The organism is Stenotrophomonas sp. 57 (assembly GCF_030291075.1).
Classification (GTDB): domain Bacteria; phylum Pseudomonadota; class Gammaproteobacteria; order Xanthomonadales; family Xanthomonadaceae; genus Stenotrophomonas.
This window is the reverse complement of the sequence record NZ_CP127407.1, coordinates 4,397,234-4,413,471: the sequence shown is the minus strand read 5'-3', so window position 1 is coordinate 4,413,471 and position 16,238 is coordinate 4,397,234. Positions and strand designations below refer to the sequence as shown.

The window sequence follows — 16,238 nt, the reverse complement described above, 5'->3', positions numbered from 1 at the left end:
GCCTGCGCACCGCCGGTGGAGGGGTTAGGTGAACAACATTGCCGACAGCACGAAGTTGAACATCAGCACCAGCAGCGAGGCGTTGACCACCGCACGGGTGGTCGCCACCGAGGTGCCCTCGATGGTCGGCTCGGCGTGGAAACCAACGTAGGCGGCAACCAGCGCGGCAGTGCCGCCGAAGATCGCCGACTTCAGCATCGCCACGCCGAAGTCATCCCAGAAGTCGACGCTGTTGCGCAGCGCCGACCAGAACACGCCATTGTCCAGGCCCAGCACATGCACGGCCTCGAAGTAGCTGGCGCTGATCGCCAGCGAACAGAAGATGCCGGTCAGCAACGGCACGGTCAGCACCGCCGCCCAGAAGCGCGGCGCCACCGCCTTGGCCACCGGGTCGATGGCCATCAGCTCCAGCGCCTTGATCTGGTCGGTGGCGCGCATCAGGCCCAGTTCGGCGGCAATCGAACTGCCGGCGCGGCCGATGAACAGCAGCGCGGTCAGCACCGGCGCCAGCTCGCGGTACAGCGACAGGCCGAGCAGCGTCGACAGCGCGTCGGCCGCACCGAAGGTGGTCAGCGTGCGGTAACCCTGCAGGGTCAGCACCAGGCCGACGAAGGCACCGCCGACGGCGATGATCGGCAGCGAGCGCGCGCCGATCTTGTAGATCTCGCGGGTCAGCTCGGTCAGGAAATCACGCGTGGGCAGCGAACCGCGCAGCACGGTCAGCGAGAACAGGCCGGCGCGGCCCAGCGAACGGGTGGCTTGAACGAACGGCATCAGGCAACCCTCGCGCGCGGCGCGGCATCGAACGGGATGGGGCCATCGGGCTGGCCATGCAGGAACTGCCGCAGCAGCGGGTCCTGGCTGGACTGCAGCGCCTCGGGCGTGCCCTGGAACACGATGCCGCCATTGGCGATGGCGATCACCTGGTCGCAGATCGGCAGGGTCTCGTGCACGTGGTGGCTGACGATGATGCTGGTCAGGCCCAGGCTGTGGTTGAGGCGCTGGATCAGGCTCATGATCACCCCCGAGGCGATCGGGTCCAGCCCGGTCAGCGGCTCGTCGTAGATCATCAGCGGCGGGTCCAGCGCCAGCGCACGGGCCAGCGCCACGCGGCGCGCCATGCCGCCGGACAGCTCGCGCGGCCAGGCGTCGGCAGCGGCCAGCAGGCCCACGGCATGCAGCTTCATCTGCACCAGCCGGCGCAGCACGGCGGCCGGCAGGCGGGTATGGGTGCGCAGCGGCAGCGCAACGTTCTCGGCCACGGTCAGGTCGGTCAGCAGGCCATTGCCCTGCAGCAGCACGCCCACGCTCTTGCGCATCTCCAGCAGCGCACTGCTGTCATGCGGAATCGGCTTGCCGAACAGGGTGACTTCGCCAGCGACCGGGCGCAGTTCGCCGGTCAGCGCCGCCAGCAGCGTCGACTTGCCGCTGCCGGACGGGCCGAGCACGGCGGTGATGCTGCCCTGCGGGACCTGCAGCGACACGTCGCGCAGGATCGTGCGCCCGCTCCGGTCGATGCGGACGTTGGACAACTGCACCAGACTGGAGGTGGAAGCCGACATGGGCACCATTAACGTTTTTTAGACATCGAAGGATCGGGCCCGTCGGCTGAACATAAGCAGACTGGACGGTCCAGTATTGTTGCACGACAAGGCCTGGCGCAGGCCGGGACAATCGGCCAGAGGCCCGGAACAATCCGTACCGGTGGTGCGCCCACCATTGAATACTGCCTGTCGTCCTGCACACTGTGCATGATGAGTGACCCAGGCAGCGATTTCCGCCTCTACCATTCCAACTCCCTGGACGTGCTGGCCGCGCTGCTGGCGCGCAATGTGCGTGCGCCGGTGCCGGGCCAGCCGCTGCTGGCACCGGAAGTGGTGCTGATCCCGCAGGTGGCGATGCGCCGCTGGCTGCAAGCGACACTGGCCGCCGAGTTCGGTGTCGCCGCCAACCTCGAATTCCTCACACCGGGCGAGTTCGTGGCCCGCGCGCTGAAGGCCAATGTCAGCGGCGAGCAGGACGACCTGGATGCCGCCGGCCTGCACTGGAGGCTGTACCAGGCGCTCCGCGACCCGGCGTTGCTGGCGCAGCCACCGATGCGCGCGCTGCAGTCCTACCTTGCCGGCGACGACGCATTGAAACCCTGGGCGCTGGCCGGCGAGCTGGCCTCGGTGTTCGAGAAGTACCAGGCCTGGCGCCGCGACTGGCTGCTGCGCTGGGCGGCCGGCGCCGATCCGGCCGATCCGCAGGCGATCCTGTGGCGCACCATCACCCAAGGCCACGACTATCGCGCACGGCGCATCCAGGAGTACCTGGACCGGTTCGAGGGTGCTGGCCAGCCGCTGCCGAAGGGCTTGCCGCCGCGCATGTCCGCGTTCGCAACGCTCAACATCTCGCCCGATGTGCTGCGGGTGATGGCCACCCAGGCACGGGTGGGCGAACTGCACTTCTACATGCCCACCCCGGTGCAGTCGTACTGGGGCGACCTGCAGACGTTGGCCGAGCGCCTGCGCAGCGGCGCGCCGGACCCCTTCGGCGAAGCGGCCGGCGAGAACCGCCTGCTGGAAGCCTGGGGCGCGGCCGGCCGCGACTTCATGGCGGTGCTGGGCAGTTACGAAGTGGTGCACCCGGCCGGCGAGATCGCCGCCTATTCCGATCCGGAGGAGGACACCCGGCCGACCCTGGACGAAGGCGGCCTGTCCGACAGCCTGCTGCATCGCCTGCAGCGCGATCTGTTCCACCGCCGCGCGCTGCCCTCGGGCGAGCTGCGCGACGGTCTGCGCAGCGACGATCCCAGCCTGCAGGTGCATGCCTGCCATACCCGCCTGCGCGAGCTGCAGGTGCTGCACGACCAGCTGCGCAGCCTGCTGCAGGACCCGCGCTTCGACCCGCCATTGCAGGCACGCGAGATCGCGGTGCTGGCGCCGGATATCGATCCGTACGTGCCGTACCTGGAAGCGGTGTTCGGTGGCCGCGGCGGTGACGACGAACACATTCCCTATGCGCTGGCTGACAGCAGCCCACTGGCCGGCGAGCCGCTGGCCGACGTGTTCGTGCATCTGCTGGGCCTGCCGGTCTCACGCTTTGGCTTGAACGAAGTGCTGGATCTGCTGGCCAGCGCGCCGCTGGCCGAGGCGGCCGGGCTGGAAGCGGTGGACTTCGACCGTCTGCACGGCTGGCTGCAGCAGGCCGGTGCGCGCTGGGGACTGGATGCCAGGCATCGCGACCAGCATCAGGCGCCGGCCGACGATGCCTACACCTGGCAGTTCGCGCTGGACCGGCTGGTACTCGGCCATGCCACCGGCAGCGAGGCCGATCTGGCCGGCGTGGCGCCGTGGATCGAACTGGAAGGCGGCGCGCTGGACGCGCTGGACCGGCTGCTGCGCCTGCTGCGGGTGCTGGCCATCTACCAGCGCCGCCTGGGCGAACTGCTGACACCGGCGCAGTGGCGACAGCGCCTGCTGTCGCTGCTGGATGCACTGCTGCCCACCGCGCCCAGCTCGCCCAACAGCCAGCGCGCGCTGGAGCGCCTGCGCAAGCTGCTCAACCAGTTCGCCGACGATGCCGCCAAGGCCGGTTTCGAAGACGGCGTGCCGCCGGAGGTGGTGCGTTCGCACTTCGCCGGCGTACTGGGGGAGGCCGATACGCGCGCACCGCTGCTGACCGGTGGCATCAGTTTCGGCCGCATGGTGCCGATGCGCCTGCTGCCGTTCCGGGTGATCTGCGTGCTCGGTCTCAATGATGGCGATTTCCCGCGCCGCGACCCTGCCGCCGGTCTCAACCAGCTCACCGCCGAGCTGGATACGCCGCGCCGCCGTCCGGGCGACCGCTCTACCCGCGAGGATGACCGCTTCCTGTTCCTGCAGCTGTTCGCGGCCGCCCAGGAGGTGTTCTATCTCAGCTATCTCGGCGCCGACCCGCGCGATGGCAGCGTGCGTGAGCCGTCGGTGCTGGTCAGCGAACTGATCGATGCTGCCGCCGCGTATCACCTCGATCCGCCTGCGGCGGTCCGCGACTTCACCGTGCGTCACGCCTTGCAGCCGTTCTCGCCAGCCGCGTTCGGTGATGGCGATCCACGCCGCTTCAGCTATCGCCGCCAGTGGCATCCGGCCGCCGGTCGCCTGACCGGCCAGCGCGGTGGCCTGCAGCCATGGTTCGATGCACCGTTGCCGCCGCCGCTCGACGATGCGGTGGAAGAGGAGGTCTCGCTCGATACCCTGCGCCGCTTCCTGTGCGACCCGGCCGGGCAGTTCCTCGCACAGTCGCTGGGCCTGCGCCTGGCCGACGATGTCGAGGAGGTGGATGACCTGGAACCGCTGGTGCTGTCGTCGCGCGGGCCGGAAAAACGCAGCGTGCAGGCGGCGGTGGTACGCGCCACGCTCAGCGGCGATACCGAGCCGTTGTACCCGCGCCTGCGCGCGCGTGGACTGCTGCCGTCGGGTCCATTGGGCGAGCGCCAGTTCGAGGTGGAGCAGCTGAAAACCCGCCCGTATGCCAGTGCGCTGCTGGGCTGGATGCAGGGCGAACCACTGGAAAGCCGTCGCTACGAAGTGGAGATCGACGGGGTGCGCGTGCACGGCCGCGTGGCCGATCGGCATCCCGAAGGCCTGGTGCGCCTGCGCGCGGGCACCCTCAACGGCAACGCGGTGATCCGCCAGGGCCTGGACTGGCTGCTGGCCAACGCCGCTGGCGACGCGCTGCCGCTGGTGCAGTTCCACGATGGTGGCGACGCCGGCCCCGGCCCGCATGTGCTTCCGGCATTGAGCGTTCCGGCGGCGCGCGCGGCGCTGCGTGCGCTGCTGCAGCTGCGCCAGCGTGGCCTGCGCGAGCCGTTGCGCTTTGCCCCGTATACCGGCTGGGTGCTGTACAACGCGCCGATAGAAAAACAGCGCAGCGAAGGCTGGAAGCAATGGCACGGCAGCGACCGCACCTGGGGTGAATCCAGCAGCGACGCCTGGCAGCTGCTGCTGCGCGGCGCAGACCCGTTCGCCACCGATGCCAGCTATGCTGACCTGCTGCGCAACAGCCAGGTGGTCTTCAGCGCGGTACGCGAAGGCCGCACGCTTGGGGCCGAATCACGCCGGGAGAATGGCGCATGAACAGTGCCATCGCAGACGAGCCGATCGTGCCCATGGTCGGCGACCCTTACTTGGCACTGCCGCTGGACGGCATCCGCCTCATCGAAGCCAGCGCCGGCACTGGCAAGACATTCACGCTGGCCACGCTGTTCACCCGGCTGGTGGTGGAGCAGGGCCTGCGCATCGGCCAGATCCTGGCGGTGACCTTCACCGACGCCGCCACCCAGGAACTGCGCAAGCGCATCCGCGAGCGGTTGGCGCTGGCCGCGAGGCTGGTCGATCTGGAACCGGCCGAGGGCGAAGCGCCGGACGTGCGTCTCACCCGCGAGGTGCTGCAGCGGCATCTGCAGGAGGGCAGTGAAAGCGCCGCCGCACTGAAGCGCCGCCTGCAGGTGGCCGCCGACGAGATCGACCTGGCCTCCATCTTCACCATCCATGGTTTCTGCACCCGCGTGCTGCGCGAGCATGCGCTGGAGAGCGGCCACACCTTCGACCCGCCGGAACTGCTGGCCAGCGATCGTGAACTGCTGGAGGAGCTGGCGGCGGACCTGTGGCGGGTGCATGCCAACGACCCGACCACGCTGGAACCGCTGACCTGGCTGTGGTCCACCCCGGACGCGCTGGCTGCCGATCTGCGCGCGCTGCTGGCCGCGCCGCCACTGCATCCGTTGCCGCAGCCGGTGGCGTTGCCCGATCCGCATCCGGCCCTGCAGAGCGCGGCGGAAGCACTGTCGGCAAGCGTGCGCGCGCATGGCGAGCAGTTCTTCATCGACCTCTGCGATGCCGTCGACAACAAGTGGATCAACGGCGTGTCGTACAAGCTGGGCTGGCTGCACCCGCTGGGCCGGCAGCTGCTGGCCTGGGCCGAGCGTGCCGATCCACGCGAACTGCTGGCCAGCGAACGCCTGCCGGCGCTGCTGCCGGAGGCGTTGGCCGCCAAGACCAACAAGAAATTCGCCGGGCGCACGCCGTCATCCCCGTTGCAGGTGCCGCTGGCGCGCTATGTCGCGCTGCTGGCCGAACGCGATGCCTGGCTGCGGGCCACCGCATTGAATTTCCTGCACGCGCTTCGCGACGAAGCCACGCACCGCCTGCAGGCACTGAAGCGCACCCGCCGGGTGCAGACCTACGACGATCTGATCGATGGCGTGGCACTGGCCCTGGAAGGCCCGCAGCGGCTGGCACTGGTGAAGCAGCTGCGCGCGCAGTACCGCATCGCGCTGGTCGATGAGTTCCAGGACACCGACGACCGCCAATGGGGCATCTTCCACACCGTGTTCGGCAATTCGCCGGAGGTGCGTGAACTCGGCCTGGCGCCGGCGCTGTTCCTGATCGGCGATCCCAAGCAGGCGATCTACGGCTTCCGCGGCGGTGACATCCACACTTACCTGAAGGCCAAGCAGGTGGCGCAGCAGGCGCCGGTACTGGACCAGAACTTCCGCTCGCGCCCGGCGGTGCTGCGCGCGCTGCAGGCACTGTATGACAACGGCGGCGAAGACGCCTTCCTCGAACGCGACATCCAGTTCGAGCGGGTGCGGCCCGGTGGCGTGCGCGTTGACGAGGATTACCTGCGCGATGGCCGCGCTGCCATCGCGCTGACCCTGCACGTGCTGCGCAGTGGTGGCGACAAGGCAATGAGTGCCGACGCCTCCCGTGACGCGGCCACCCAGGCGTGCGTCGCCGCCATCCACCAGACCCTGGTCGATGCGCGGGCCGGCAACGCCGTGCTGCGCGGGCGACCGGTGCAGCCGGGTGATATCGCGGTGCTGGTACGTTCGCATCGCGAGGCCACCCTGGTGCAGCGCGCGCTCGCCGCGGCCGGCATTCCGGCAGTGGCAGCCGGCAAGCAGAGCCTGTTTTCCACGCCTGAAGCGCGTGATCTCCGTGCGCTGCTGCTGGCACTACTGCAACCGGCTGACGAGGGCCGCCTGCGCGCAGCGCTGGCCACGGTACTGCTCGGCCAGCGCGCAAGCGCGATTGCGGCGATGGAACGCGAGGGCGACCTGCAACGCGGATTCCAGGCACAGCTGCTGCACTGGCGCGAACGCTGGCAGCGCGGCGGACCGTTCGCGGTGATCGCCGACGTCTGTGCTGCGCAGGGCGAGCGCCTGTTGGCGCTGATCGACGGCGAACGCCGCCTGACCAACTACCTGCAGCTGGGTGAACTGTTGCAGGAAGCTTCCGCGCAGGCGCTGGGCATGCACGGCCTGCTGGACTGGTTGCAGGGGAAGATGGCCAGCGCCGACCAGGATGACGAGCAGCAGCTGCTGCGCCTGGAATCGGACGCGCGCCGCGTGCAGATCATCACGCTGCACAAGAGCAAGGGCCTGGAATACCCGCTGGTGTTCCTGCCGTTCGTCGGCATCGACGGCGGTGCGCCGAACACCGCCTCGCACTGCACGGTGCATGTGGGCGGCCAGCGCCAGCTGCACTGGAAGCTGGACAAGGACGAGGCCTGGGAAGCAGCTACGGCGCAGCGCGAACGCGAGCAGCGTGCCGAAGATGCACGCCTGCTGTATGTCGGCCTGACCCGTGCCGAGCACGCGCTGTGGATCGCCGTGGGCGACCTGGCCGGGCTCGGCAGGACGCGCCTGGCGCCGCTGCTGGGTGACCTGCAGGGGCTGCGCGCACATGCCGATGTACATGTCGACGACAGCGAGGCGCCGGCCACGCTGCCGCAGCTGGCGGCCGAGGTGGAAGGTGAGCTTCCGGCCGTGCGTGCACTGACCCGGCGCGTGCCGCATGACTGGTGGGTTTACAGCTTTACCCAGCTGGCCCATGCCGATGCGGGCGCCGGCGACGATATTGAAGCGGCCGCCACCGAGCTGCCGGCACCGGCGGCCGACGAACCGGCTGGCCCGGAACTGCCGCTGGAACCGGCCCTGCCGGAACCCACCGCGGCCGCCGAAGACAGTGCACCGCTCGATCCGCGCTTCATGGGCAGTCGCTTCGGCAACGTGCTGCATGAGGCCATGGAGAACGTCGACTTCGCTGCATGGGCGGATTGGCAACCGGGAATGGAAGCGCCCGAGGGGCAGGCCGAGGTACTGCGCAAGGCGCTGCACGACGAAGGCTATGCCGATGTCGATCTGGACGATGGCGTGGCGGTGCTGGTGCCGTTGGTTGGCCACACGCTGACCGTACCGCTGCCCGAAGGCGGCGCCCTGTACAGCCTGGCCGAAGGCGAGCGCCGCGCGGAAATCGACTTCCATTTCGCCATCGAGCCGACCACCGTGCCGGCACTGCTGCAGGTGCTGCATGCGCACGGCGTTTCCAGTGGTCGTCGAGGCTTCGGTCAGCGCCGCCGGCTGGAAGGGCTGATGACCGGCATGATCGACCTGACCTACGTGCGCGACGGGCGCTGGTACGTGCTCGACTACAAGTCCAACCGCCTGCCCGGCTACAGTCCGGACCTGCTGGCCATTGCCATGCGGCACAGCGAGTACGACCTGCAGGCGCTGATCTATACCGTGGCCCTGCATCGCTGGCTGCGTTTCCGCCTGGGCGCGGCCTACGACTACGAGCGCGACATGGGCGGCATCCGCTACCTGTTCTGCCGCGGCCTGGATGCGGCCGGCAATGGCGTGCATGTGGATCGTTTCCCGCTGGCGTTGGTAGATGCGCTGGACGCGCTGTTCGCCGGTGGCGAGCAGGCCCAGGCCGAACTGGCTGCGCGTGCCCGTGGAGCCAGCGCATGAGCCTGTTGAAGGAACTGCACCGGAAGGGCCTGCTGCGCACCCTCGACCATGCGTTGGCGACCAGCCTGATGCGGCTGCGCGACGACACGCCCGAGAGCGTGGCGCTGGCGGCGGCGCTGGCCTCGCTGGCGGTGTCGCAGGGCCATGCCGGTTTCGATCCGGCGCAGCCGCAGCGCCTGCTGGAGGGCGTACCGGAATGGCCGGATGCGCAGGACTGGCTTGCCCAGCTGCGAGCATCGCCATGGGTGGCGACACCCGAGCAGTCCGACGCCCTCGCCGAGGACGCGCCGCTCGTGCTGGAAAACGGCCTGCTGTACCTGCGCCGCTACCGCGAGTACGAGCGCCAGCTGGCCGCCGGCCTGCAGCGCATCGGTCGGCATCCGCTGCCGGCGCCGGACGTGACGGCGTTGGCGCCGTTGTTTGCGCAGCTGTTCCCGCAGGCAGTGACCAGTGAAGATCACCAGGCACGCGCAGCCGGCGTGACCCTGCGCCATCCGCTGGCGCTGGTCACCGGCGGCCCTGGTACCGGCAAGACCACCACCATCGCGCGCCTGCTGCTGCTGCTGGCGGCACAGGCCCGGCAGGCCGGCCAACCGCTGCCCGCGGTGGCGCTGGCCGCGCCTACCGGACGCGCCGCCGAGCGCATGGCCGAGAGCCTGCGCGTGGCCGTGCAACGGCTGCAGGAAAACGGTGTGGACCCGGCGCTGTGCGCGGCACTGCCCAGTACCGGCACCACCCTGCATCGCCTGCTCGGCGTGATCCCGGATTCACCGCGCTTCCGTCACCACGCCGACAATCCGCTGCCGGTGGATGTGGTGGTGGTCGACGAAGCCTCGATGATCGATCTGCCGATGATGGCCAAGCTGGTCGAGGCGATTGCCAGCGGCACCCGGTTGATCCTGCTCGGCGATCCCGATCAGTTGCCGTCGGTCGAAGCCGGTGACGTGCTCAGCGCGATCCTGCGTGCCAGCGGCGATGGCATTGGCACCCGCGCCGACGACGCGCAGGCGCTGCATGGCCTGCTGGCGCCGGCCACGCTGCTACCCCAGGCCGCACCTCGCGCCTTTGCCGGCCGCCGCGTGCAGCTGCAACGTGGTTACCGGCAAAGCGATGCGCTGGATCTGGCGCCGCTGGCGCATGCCGTGCGCGAGGGCGACAGCAGCACTGCATTGCAGCTGCTGCGCGGCGGGTCGCTGGCGGGCGTGCATTTCCACGAAGGCGAAGCCGATCCGTTGCGCGGCCAACGCGAGCATCTGCTGGGGCACTGGCGCGGGTTGGCCGAGGCTGCCGATCCGGTGCTTGCCCTGCAGCAGGCCGGCCGCTTGCGCGTGCTTACCGCATTGCGCGAGGGCCCGCAGGGTGCACGCGGGCTCAACAGCCGCATCGAGCAATTACTGGCCGGCAACACCCCAGGCTACTTCCAGGGCCGCCTGCTGCTGGTCACCGAGAACAGCTACCGGCACCGCCTGTTCAACGGCGATATCGGCATCTGCCTGCGCGATGGCAGCGGCGCGATGGTGGCCTGGTTCCCCGGCGATACCGTCGAGCAGCCACGTGCCTTCCACCCGGCCGCGTTGCCCGCGCACGAAAGCGCGTTCGCGATGACCGTACACAAGGCACAGGGCTCGGAGTTCGACGAAGTGTGGCTGCAGCTGCCACGCCAGGACAGCCGCGTGCTGTCGCGCGAACTGGTCTACACCGGCCTGACCCGCGCCCGCCAGGTGCTGCATGTGGCCGGCAGTGCCGAGGTGCTGCAGGCCGCATTGAAACGCCACGCCAGTCGATTGGGTGGCCTGGCCTGGCGCTTGGGTGCGGAAGCGGTGGCCGAAGCACCGGCGCGCATCGAACAGCCTACCGTGCAGGGCACCTTGTTCTGAACGGGGGTCGGATCCCGTTCCCATCGGGAACGGGATCTGACCCCTTCACCTGATCGCCAGGCAGAAGCAGTCGAGCATGACTCGACTCTACAACAGCGTACTTCGATCATTCCGACGTTCATCCACGCATGCCGTGGATCTACCGTGTCGACCAAGGTCGACACCCACCAGAACAGAACGCCGTGCCGACAGCTCGCAGGAAACTGTCGAAGGCGGGGTGGGTCCGGTTGAGGGGGTGTGAGCGGCATGGATGCCGCGACCAAGCCCCCATGGATGGGTTTACGGCGTCCCCCTCAACCGGACCCACCCCGCCATCCCAAGGAATACCCGCTTTTGACGTTGACGTTGATTCGGCAGGTGCAGGGTGCAGCCCTGCCGCCCCCGTCATTCCGCGATCAGCACCAGCCCATCGGGGAACACGATCGCTGCTTCGTCGGCACTCACATCGAAGAAGCCGACGCCGTGCTTCTCGGCCAGGTCCTGCACGCGCCCATGCGCGCGCTCGGCCACCGAATACGCAAACGCACCGTAGATCACCTCCTGGCCGATGCTGTACTCGGTCACCTCGGCGCGATCATCACCGTCGTTGCTCAACGGGCCGTCCAGGGGCGGGAATTCCTGCGCCATCTCCGCGAACCACGCCTGCAGCGCCAGGCTGCTGACGGCCGGGTCGTCATACTCGTGGCGCTCGTTCCACTGCGTCTGATTTTCGAACCAGGCGATGAACGCCGCGGCCTCGCGTGGGGCGGCGCTGGCCTCGAACACCATCATGTCGTAACTCATTGGAGCTTCCTGTGCAGAGCAGGGGTCAGAGCCTTCGCCCGGGGCGAAGGATCCGACCCCGGCAACGGGGTCTGTGGACGCACAGGGTATCGCGCTACGGCTGTGCGGCTGCGCTCATCGACAACCCCGGCGCCAACGCTTTCGCCTCGGGGAACAGCGCGAAGCGCAGGCCGATCAGGCCCATCAGCGCCTCGTCGCGGGCCTTGCAGGCGCCGACGCTGCCGACCCGGCCCAGCGAAGTATCCAGCCGCTCGCGCAGCGCCTCAGCCGCTACCATCGGCTTGCGCGCGGCAATCTGCCGCCGGTAGTGCGCGGCGATTTCCTCGAGGATGTGCTCGACCGCCTCGCGGCTGCGCTCCGGCAGCTCCAGCCGCGCGCGCCGCAGCTGCAGGATGTTCAGGCCGATGCGCGCCTCATTGAGCATGTCCACCGAAGCGATGTCACTGCCCTCGGGCGTCGCCGCCAGGCGCGGGGCGAGCAGGCCCAGCAGGTCGAGCATGCGCGCGGCGAAGCGCTGGCGGTCCTGCTGGCCACGTCCTTCGGCGGCTTCGGCCAGCGTGGTCCAGCCTTGCCGCACCAGCCGGCGCGCGGTCCACTCGGCACCCACCGAACGGAACAGGCGGGTCATCACAACTGCGAAGCCAATGCCGATGAACATCGCGATGGACGAGTTGAGGAAGCTCTGGATGTTGGCGCTGTAGGTGTTCTGCAGGCTCAGCAGCGCGGCCAGGTTCACCGTCAACGGCAGTGCGAACAGCGCGCTCTTGGGGTGGTGCAGCAGCAGCCCCAGCGGCAGGAACGCCACCGCCAGCACCAGTGCCAGCAGGCCGAAGTCATGCACGGCCGGGAACACACCGAACAGGTGCACGCCGGCCACCAGCGAAGCGACGATGGCCCAGACCAGGAACGAGACCATGCTTGGTGCCGGGTCGTCCTGTGCGGCAAAGAACGCGGCCGTTACCGCGGCCATCATCGCGCCGTTGCCGCCGCCTTCCCAACCCAGGCCGATCCACAGCACGCAGTAGCTCATCAGCGCCACGCCGGCACTGAGCGCGGAGAACAGCGCCATGCCGTAGTCGACGTGCTTGTCGGTGGCCACGCGCTCGGTGCGGATGCGGTAGTGCGCGCGGTCCAGCGGTGCGGTGCCGTGGTCGATGGCGTGCTGCAGGGTGCGGCAGTCCTGCCACAGGTCCACCAGCTCCTCCAGGCGCAGTAGCAGGCTGGCCAGCTGCAGGTGCTGCAGGTCGCGGTCTACCTGCGGCTTCAGCGCGCTGATGCGCGCACGCAGGCGTGCGTAGTCGCTGGCACTGGCAGGCGTATCGATCCAGTCGTGGATGTCATCGACCAGCGCCGGCAGGCCCTCGGGCAGCGTCTGCCCCTCGCTGCGCAGCGCGCTCAGGCGGTCGGCAATCGACGACAGCACCGGCAACAGCAGCAGCATGCGTTCGCGCAGCCGCTCCATCGACACTGCCGAACCGGCATGGCGCGGGTCGTCGCGGCGCAGGAACTCGATCAATGCCTCGAACTGCACCAGGTCGGCGGCCAACCGGTTGCGTGGCGCATGCGCGCGGCCACGTTCAAGAATCTGCCGGCACCACTGCGCCGCGTCCTCCATCCAGTTGCCGATACGGGCGCGCAGCATCGGTCGCACCGACGCGGGGAACAGCAGCGAGGCGAACAGCACCGCCACCACCGTGCCGAGGATGATCTCTTCGCTGCGTGCCACCACCGTGTCGAAGATGGTCTCCGGCGAAGTCACCGCAGGGAAACCGATGAAGGCGGTGGTGTAACCGGCCAGCAGGAATGCGTAGCCACGCGGCCCGCGGTTGAGCAGGGCCATGAACAGGCAGCCGGCCAGCCAGATCGACATCGCCGCGCTCAGCACCAGCGGCGTTTCCACCAGCGCCGGCAGCACCAGCAGGGTGGCCAGCCCGGCCACCAGGGTGCCGACGATGCGGTATACGCCCTTGGCCCGGGTCGGGCCCAGCAGCGGCTGGCTGACGATGTACACCGTGCCCATCGCCCAGTACGGGCGCGACAGGTTGCCGGCCATGGCGATGTACAGCGCGGCCACTGCGGCCAGGTAGGTCTTGATCGAGAACAGCCAGGCCTGGCGGTCGGTCAGCGCGTTCATGGCTTACTTCGCCGAGGCCTGTGCGGTGGACGGCGCAGCGGGGGCAACCGTTGCCTGCCAGCCGCCACCCAGCACCAGGAACAGATGGATCTGGTCGCGCGAGACCTGCGCTTCGGCGGCGGCCAGGGTGGCGTCGCTGGTGGCCAGGCTGCGGTCGGCATCCAGGCTGGACAGGTACGGCGTGCGGCCACCCTGGTACAGCCGGCGGTTCTGTTCGGCGGCCAGTGCGGCCTGCTCCTGTGCGGTACGCAGCGACTGCAGGCGGCGCAGGTCCTGCGCATAGAGGTCCAGCGCAGTCTGGGTCTCGCGCAGCGCCTGCAGCACGGTGTGATCGAACTCGGCCAAGGCGGCGTCGGCACCGGCTTCGGCGGCGTGGATGCGCGCGTGCGTGCCCGACGACGGCAACGTCCACGAGATCAGCGGGCCGATCGACCATTGCTGGGTCATCGGCGTGCCGAAGTCTTCCAGCAGACCGGCGGCGCCGACCGAGGCACCCAGACGGATGTCCGGATACAGCTCGGCGGTGGCCACGCCAATGCGCGCGGTGGCCGAGGCCAGCTTGCGTTCGGCCTGGCGCACGTCCGGGCGGCGCTGCAGCAGTGCACGGCCATCACCGACCGGCAGCGGCTGCGCCAGGCCGGGGGCGTGTGCACAGTCGATCACGCCGGCCGGCAGCTGGCCCGGGGTCTGCCCGAGCAGGGCGGCCAGCGAATAGGCGGCCGCCGAACGCTGCGCGCGCAGCGGCGGCAGTGCCGCTTCCAGCAGTGCCACCTGGGCATTGGCGCGGGCCAGTTCCGGCGGCGTGCCGCGGCCCGCGGCGATCAGGCGCTCGGTAACGGTGCGGCTGCGCTGCTGCAGCTGCAGCGAATGCTCGGCCACGTGCAGTTCGTGGTTGGCGTGGCAGATTTCCAGGTAGCTGTCGGCCACCTGCGCGACCACGCTGACCTGGGCCAGATCGCGTGCCGCCGCCACCGACTGCTCGTCGGCACGCGCCGCTTCGGCGCCGCGCTTGAGCTTGCCGAACAGGTCGAACTGGTAGCTGACCGCGAACTTGCCATCGGCCAGGTTGATCACCGGCAGCTCGTGCTCCTGCAGGAACGATTCGGCCGACAGCTGCGCGCGGCTGACGCCGGCCTCGGCCTCGTACTCGAAGCCGCCGGCGTCCAGCGCCTGTTCGTACACGGCGGCGGCGCGACGCAGGTGCGCATCGGCGGCCTTCAGTTCCACGTTGTCACGCAGCGCCTGGGTGATCAGCCCGTCGAGCACCGGGTCGTTGTACAGCGACCACCAGCGGTCGGGCAGCGCCTGGTTGGCGGCCACCTGCGGGTTCTGCGTATCGATGAAGGCCGCATTGGCCTCCGGGCGCTTGAACGCCGAGCCTTCCGGCAGCGCGTAGTCCGGGCCGACGGTCCTGCACGCGGCCAGGCTGGCCAGCGCGATGATCAGGCCGAGACGGGGCAGGGTGGCGTTCACAGGCCCGCCTGTGTCGGTGCGGTGCCGACCTTGCCTGCATGCTTCGTGCTGTTGGTCTGTACGGTCACCGTGGCGGTACGGCCGGCAATCAGCTCAACGCCCTTTGGCACTTCGTCGATGGCGATGCGCACCGGAATGCGCTGCGCCAGCCGCACCCAGTCGAAGGCCGGGGTCACGTTCGGCAGCAGGGTGCTGCCGTTGCTGCGGTAGCGGTCCTCGATGCCAGCGGCGATGCTCTCGACATGGCCGCGCAGCGGCGCCGATTCGCCCATCAGGCGGATGTCCACGCGCTGCCCCGCGGCCACGCCGCGCAGGCGGGTTTCCTCGAAGTAGCCGTCGATGCGGAACGAGCCGGTGTCCAGCAGCGCCAGCACCGGCTTGCCGGCCACCACGTAGTCGCCCACGCGCATGGTGCGGTCGTTGACCCGGCCATCGGCCGGTGCGCGCACCTCGGTGCGGCCCAGGTTGAGCTCGGCCAGGTCGACCGCCGCCTGTGCGGTGCCCAGCGCAGCCTGTGCAGCCTGCAGCTTGGCGCGACGCACTTCGGCGTCCTCGGCGGCGACCAGATCCTGCAGGCTGCGGTCACGGCCGATTTCGCGGCGCAGCTGCGCCACCGAGGCCTGGCGCTCGGCCAGGCTGGCCTTGGCCTGTTCCAGCGCGATGCGGTAGCGCGCGCGGTCGATCACGAACAGCACGTCGCCCTTCTTCACCGCCTGGTTGTCGGCCACGTTCACCGTTTCCACCAGCCCGGACACGTCCGGTGCCACCTGCACCACGTCGGCACCGACATGGGCGTCGCGGGTCCACGGCTCATCCATGTAATAGACCCACAGCTGGCGCAGCACCAGCAGGGCGACGATCACGGCTGCGCTGGTCAGCAGTATGGGCAGGGTCTTCTTCACGATCTTGTTCACGATTGCATCCAACGCAGGAGGTGGAACAGCAGGCCAAGCACGATCCCGTACAGCGCCAGGTTGAACAGCGCCGGGTGCCATACATGGCGATAGGCGCCGACACGCTGCAGCAGCGCGTGCAGGCCGCTGTTGACCAAGTAGGCCAACAACATCAACCCGAGCAGGGTCGGGACGAACACTCCATGGAGACTGAATTCACCGGGCATCGGAAGGGGCGGGGGCGAGGTGGGGGAGGGGAGGGACAACAGAACAACGGCAACGGGCAAAAGCCGCTGGCGTAT

10 protein-coding genes are annotated in these 16,238 nt (G+C 69.2%); 3 read left to right on the top strand and 7 right to left on the bottom strand.

Features of this window, described 5'->3' with window-relative positions:
* Positions 1-24: 24 nt before the first annotated feature.
* Positions 25-774 carry an MlaE family lipid ABC transporter permease subunit gene (locus tag QP512_RS20200; protein ID WP_286070428.1) on the bottom strand — a complete coding sequence of 250 codons (750 nt, stop codon included), beginning with the start codon at positions 772-774 and terminating at the stop codon, positions 25-27.
* On the bottom strand, positions 774-1,562 hold the full coding sequence (locus QP512_RS20195; RefSeq protein WP_286070427.1) for an ATP-binding cassette domain-containing protein: 789 nt from the start codon (positions 1,560-1,562) through the stop codon (positions 774-776). The genes QP512_RS20200 and QP512_RS20195 overlap by 1 nt, the downstream gene beginning before the upstream one ends.
* Positions 1,563-1,751: 189 nt before the next feature.
* On the opposite strand from QP512_RS20195, the gene recC reads away from it, so the two are divergent.
* The 3 genes from recC to recD are packed head-to-tail and all read left to right on the top strand — an operon-like array spanning position 1,752 to position 10,653.
* Positions 1,752-5,099 carry an exodeoxyribonuclease V subunit gamma gene (gene recC / locus QP512_RS20190; RefSeq protein WP_286070426.1) on the top strand — a complete coding sequence of 1,116 codons (3,348 nt, stop codon included), beginning with the start codon at positions 1,752-1,754 and terminating at the stop codon, positions 5,097-5,099.
* On the top strand, positions 5,096-8,776 hold the full coding sequence (gene recB, locus QP512_RS20185; RefSeq protein WP_286070425.1) for an exodeoxyribonuclease V subunit beta: 3,681 nt from the start codon (positions 5,096-5,098) through the stop codon (positions 8,774-8,776). Before recC ends, recB begins: the two co-directional genes overlap by 4 nt.
* Positions 8,773-10,653, top strand: a complete 1,881-nt coding sequence (recD, locus tag QP512_RS20180; RefSeq protein WP_286070424.1) for an exodeoxyribonuclease V subunit alpha — start codon at positions 8,773-8,775, stop codon at positions 10,651-10,653. Before recB ends, recD begins: the two co-directional genes overlap by 4 nt.
* Before the next feature lie 384 nt (positions 10,654-11,037).
* On the opposite strand, the gene QP512_RS20175 is transcribed toward recD, so the two are convergent.
* From QP512_RS20175 to QP512_RS20155, 5 genes are all read right to left on the bottom strand, one after another.
* Complete coding sequence (locus tag QP512_RS20175) at positions 11,038-11,436, bottom strand: hypothetical protein (protein ID WP_286070423.1); 399 nt, start codon at positions 11,434-11,436, stop codon at positions 11,038-11,040.
* A gap of 94 nt (positions 11,437-11,530) precedes the next feature.
* Positions 11,531-13,570, bottom strand: coding sequence for an FUSC family protein (locus QP512_RS20170; RefSeq protein ID WP_286070422.1), 2,040 nt, complete (start codon positions 13,568-13,570; stop codon positions 11,531-11,533).
* Positions 13,571-13,573: 3 nt separating this feature from the next.
* Positions 13,574-15,043 (bottom strand): efflux transporter outer membrane subunit, encoded by a 1,470-nt coding sequence (locus QP512_RS20165; RefSeq protein WP_286070421.1) that lies wholly within the window; start codon positions 15,041-15,043, stop codon positions 13,574-13,576.
* Entirely contained in the window at positions 15,040-15,957 is a 918-nt protein-coding gene (locus QP512_RS20160) for an HlyD family secretion protein (RefSeq protein ID WP_286070420.1), read from the bottom strand. The genes QP512_RS20165 and QP512_RS20160 overlap by 4 nt, the downstream gene beginning before the upstream one ends.
* Positions 15,954-16,163: a DUF1656 domain-containing protein gene (locus tag QP512_RS20155; protein WP_109814706.1), complete on the bottom strand. Its 210-nt coding sequence runs from the start codon at positions 16,161-16,163 to the stop codon at positions 15,954-15,956. The genes QP512_RS20160 and QP512_RS20155 overlap by 4 nt, the downstream gene beginning before the upstream one ends.
* Positions 16,164-16,238: the final 75 nt, after the last annotated feature.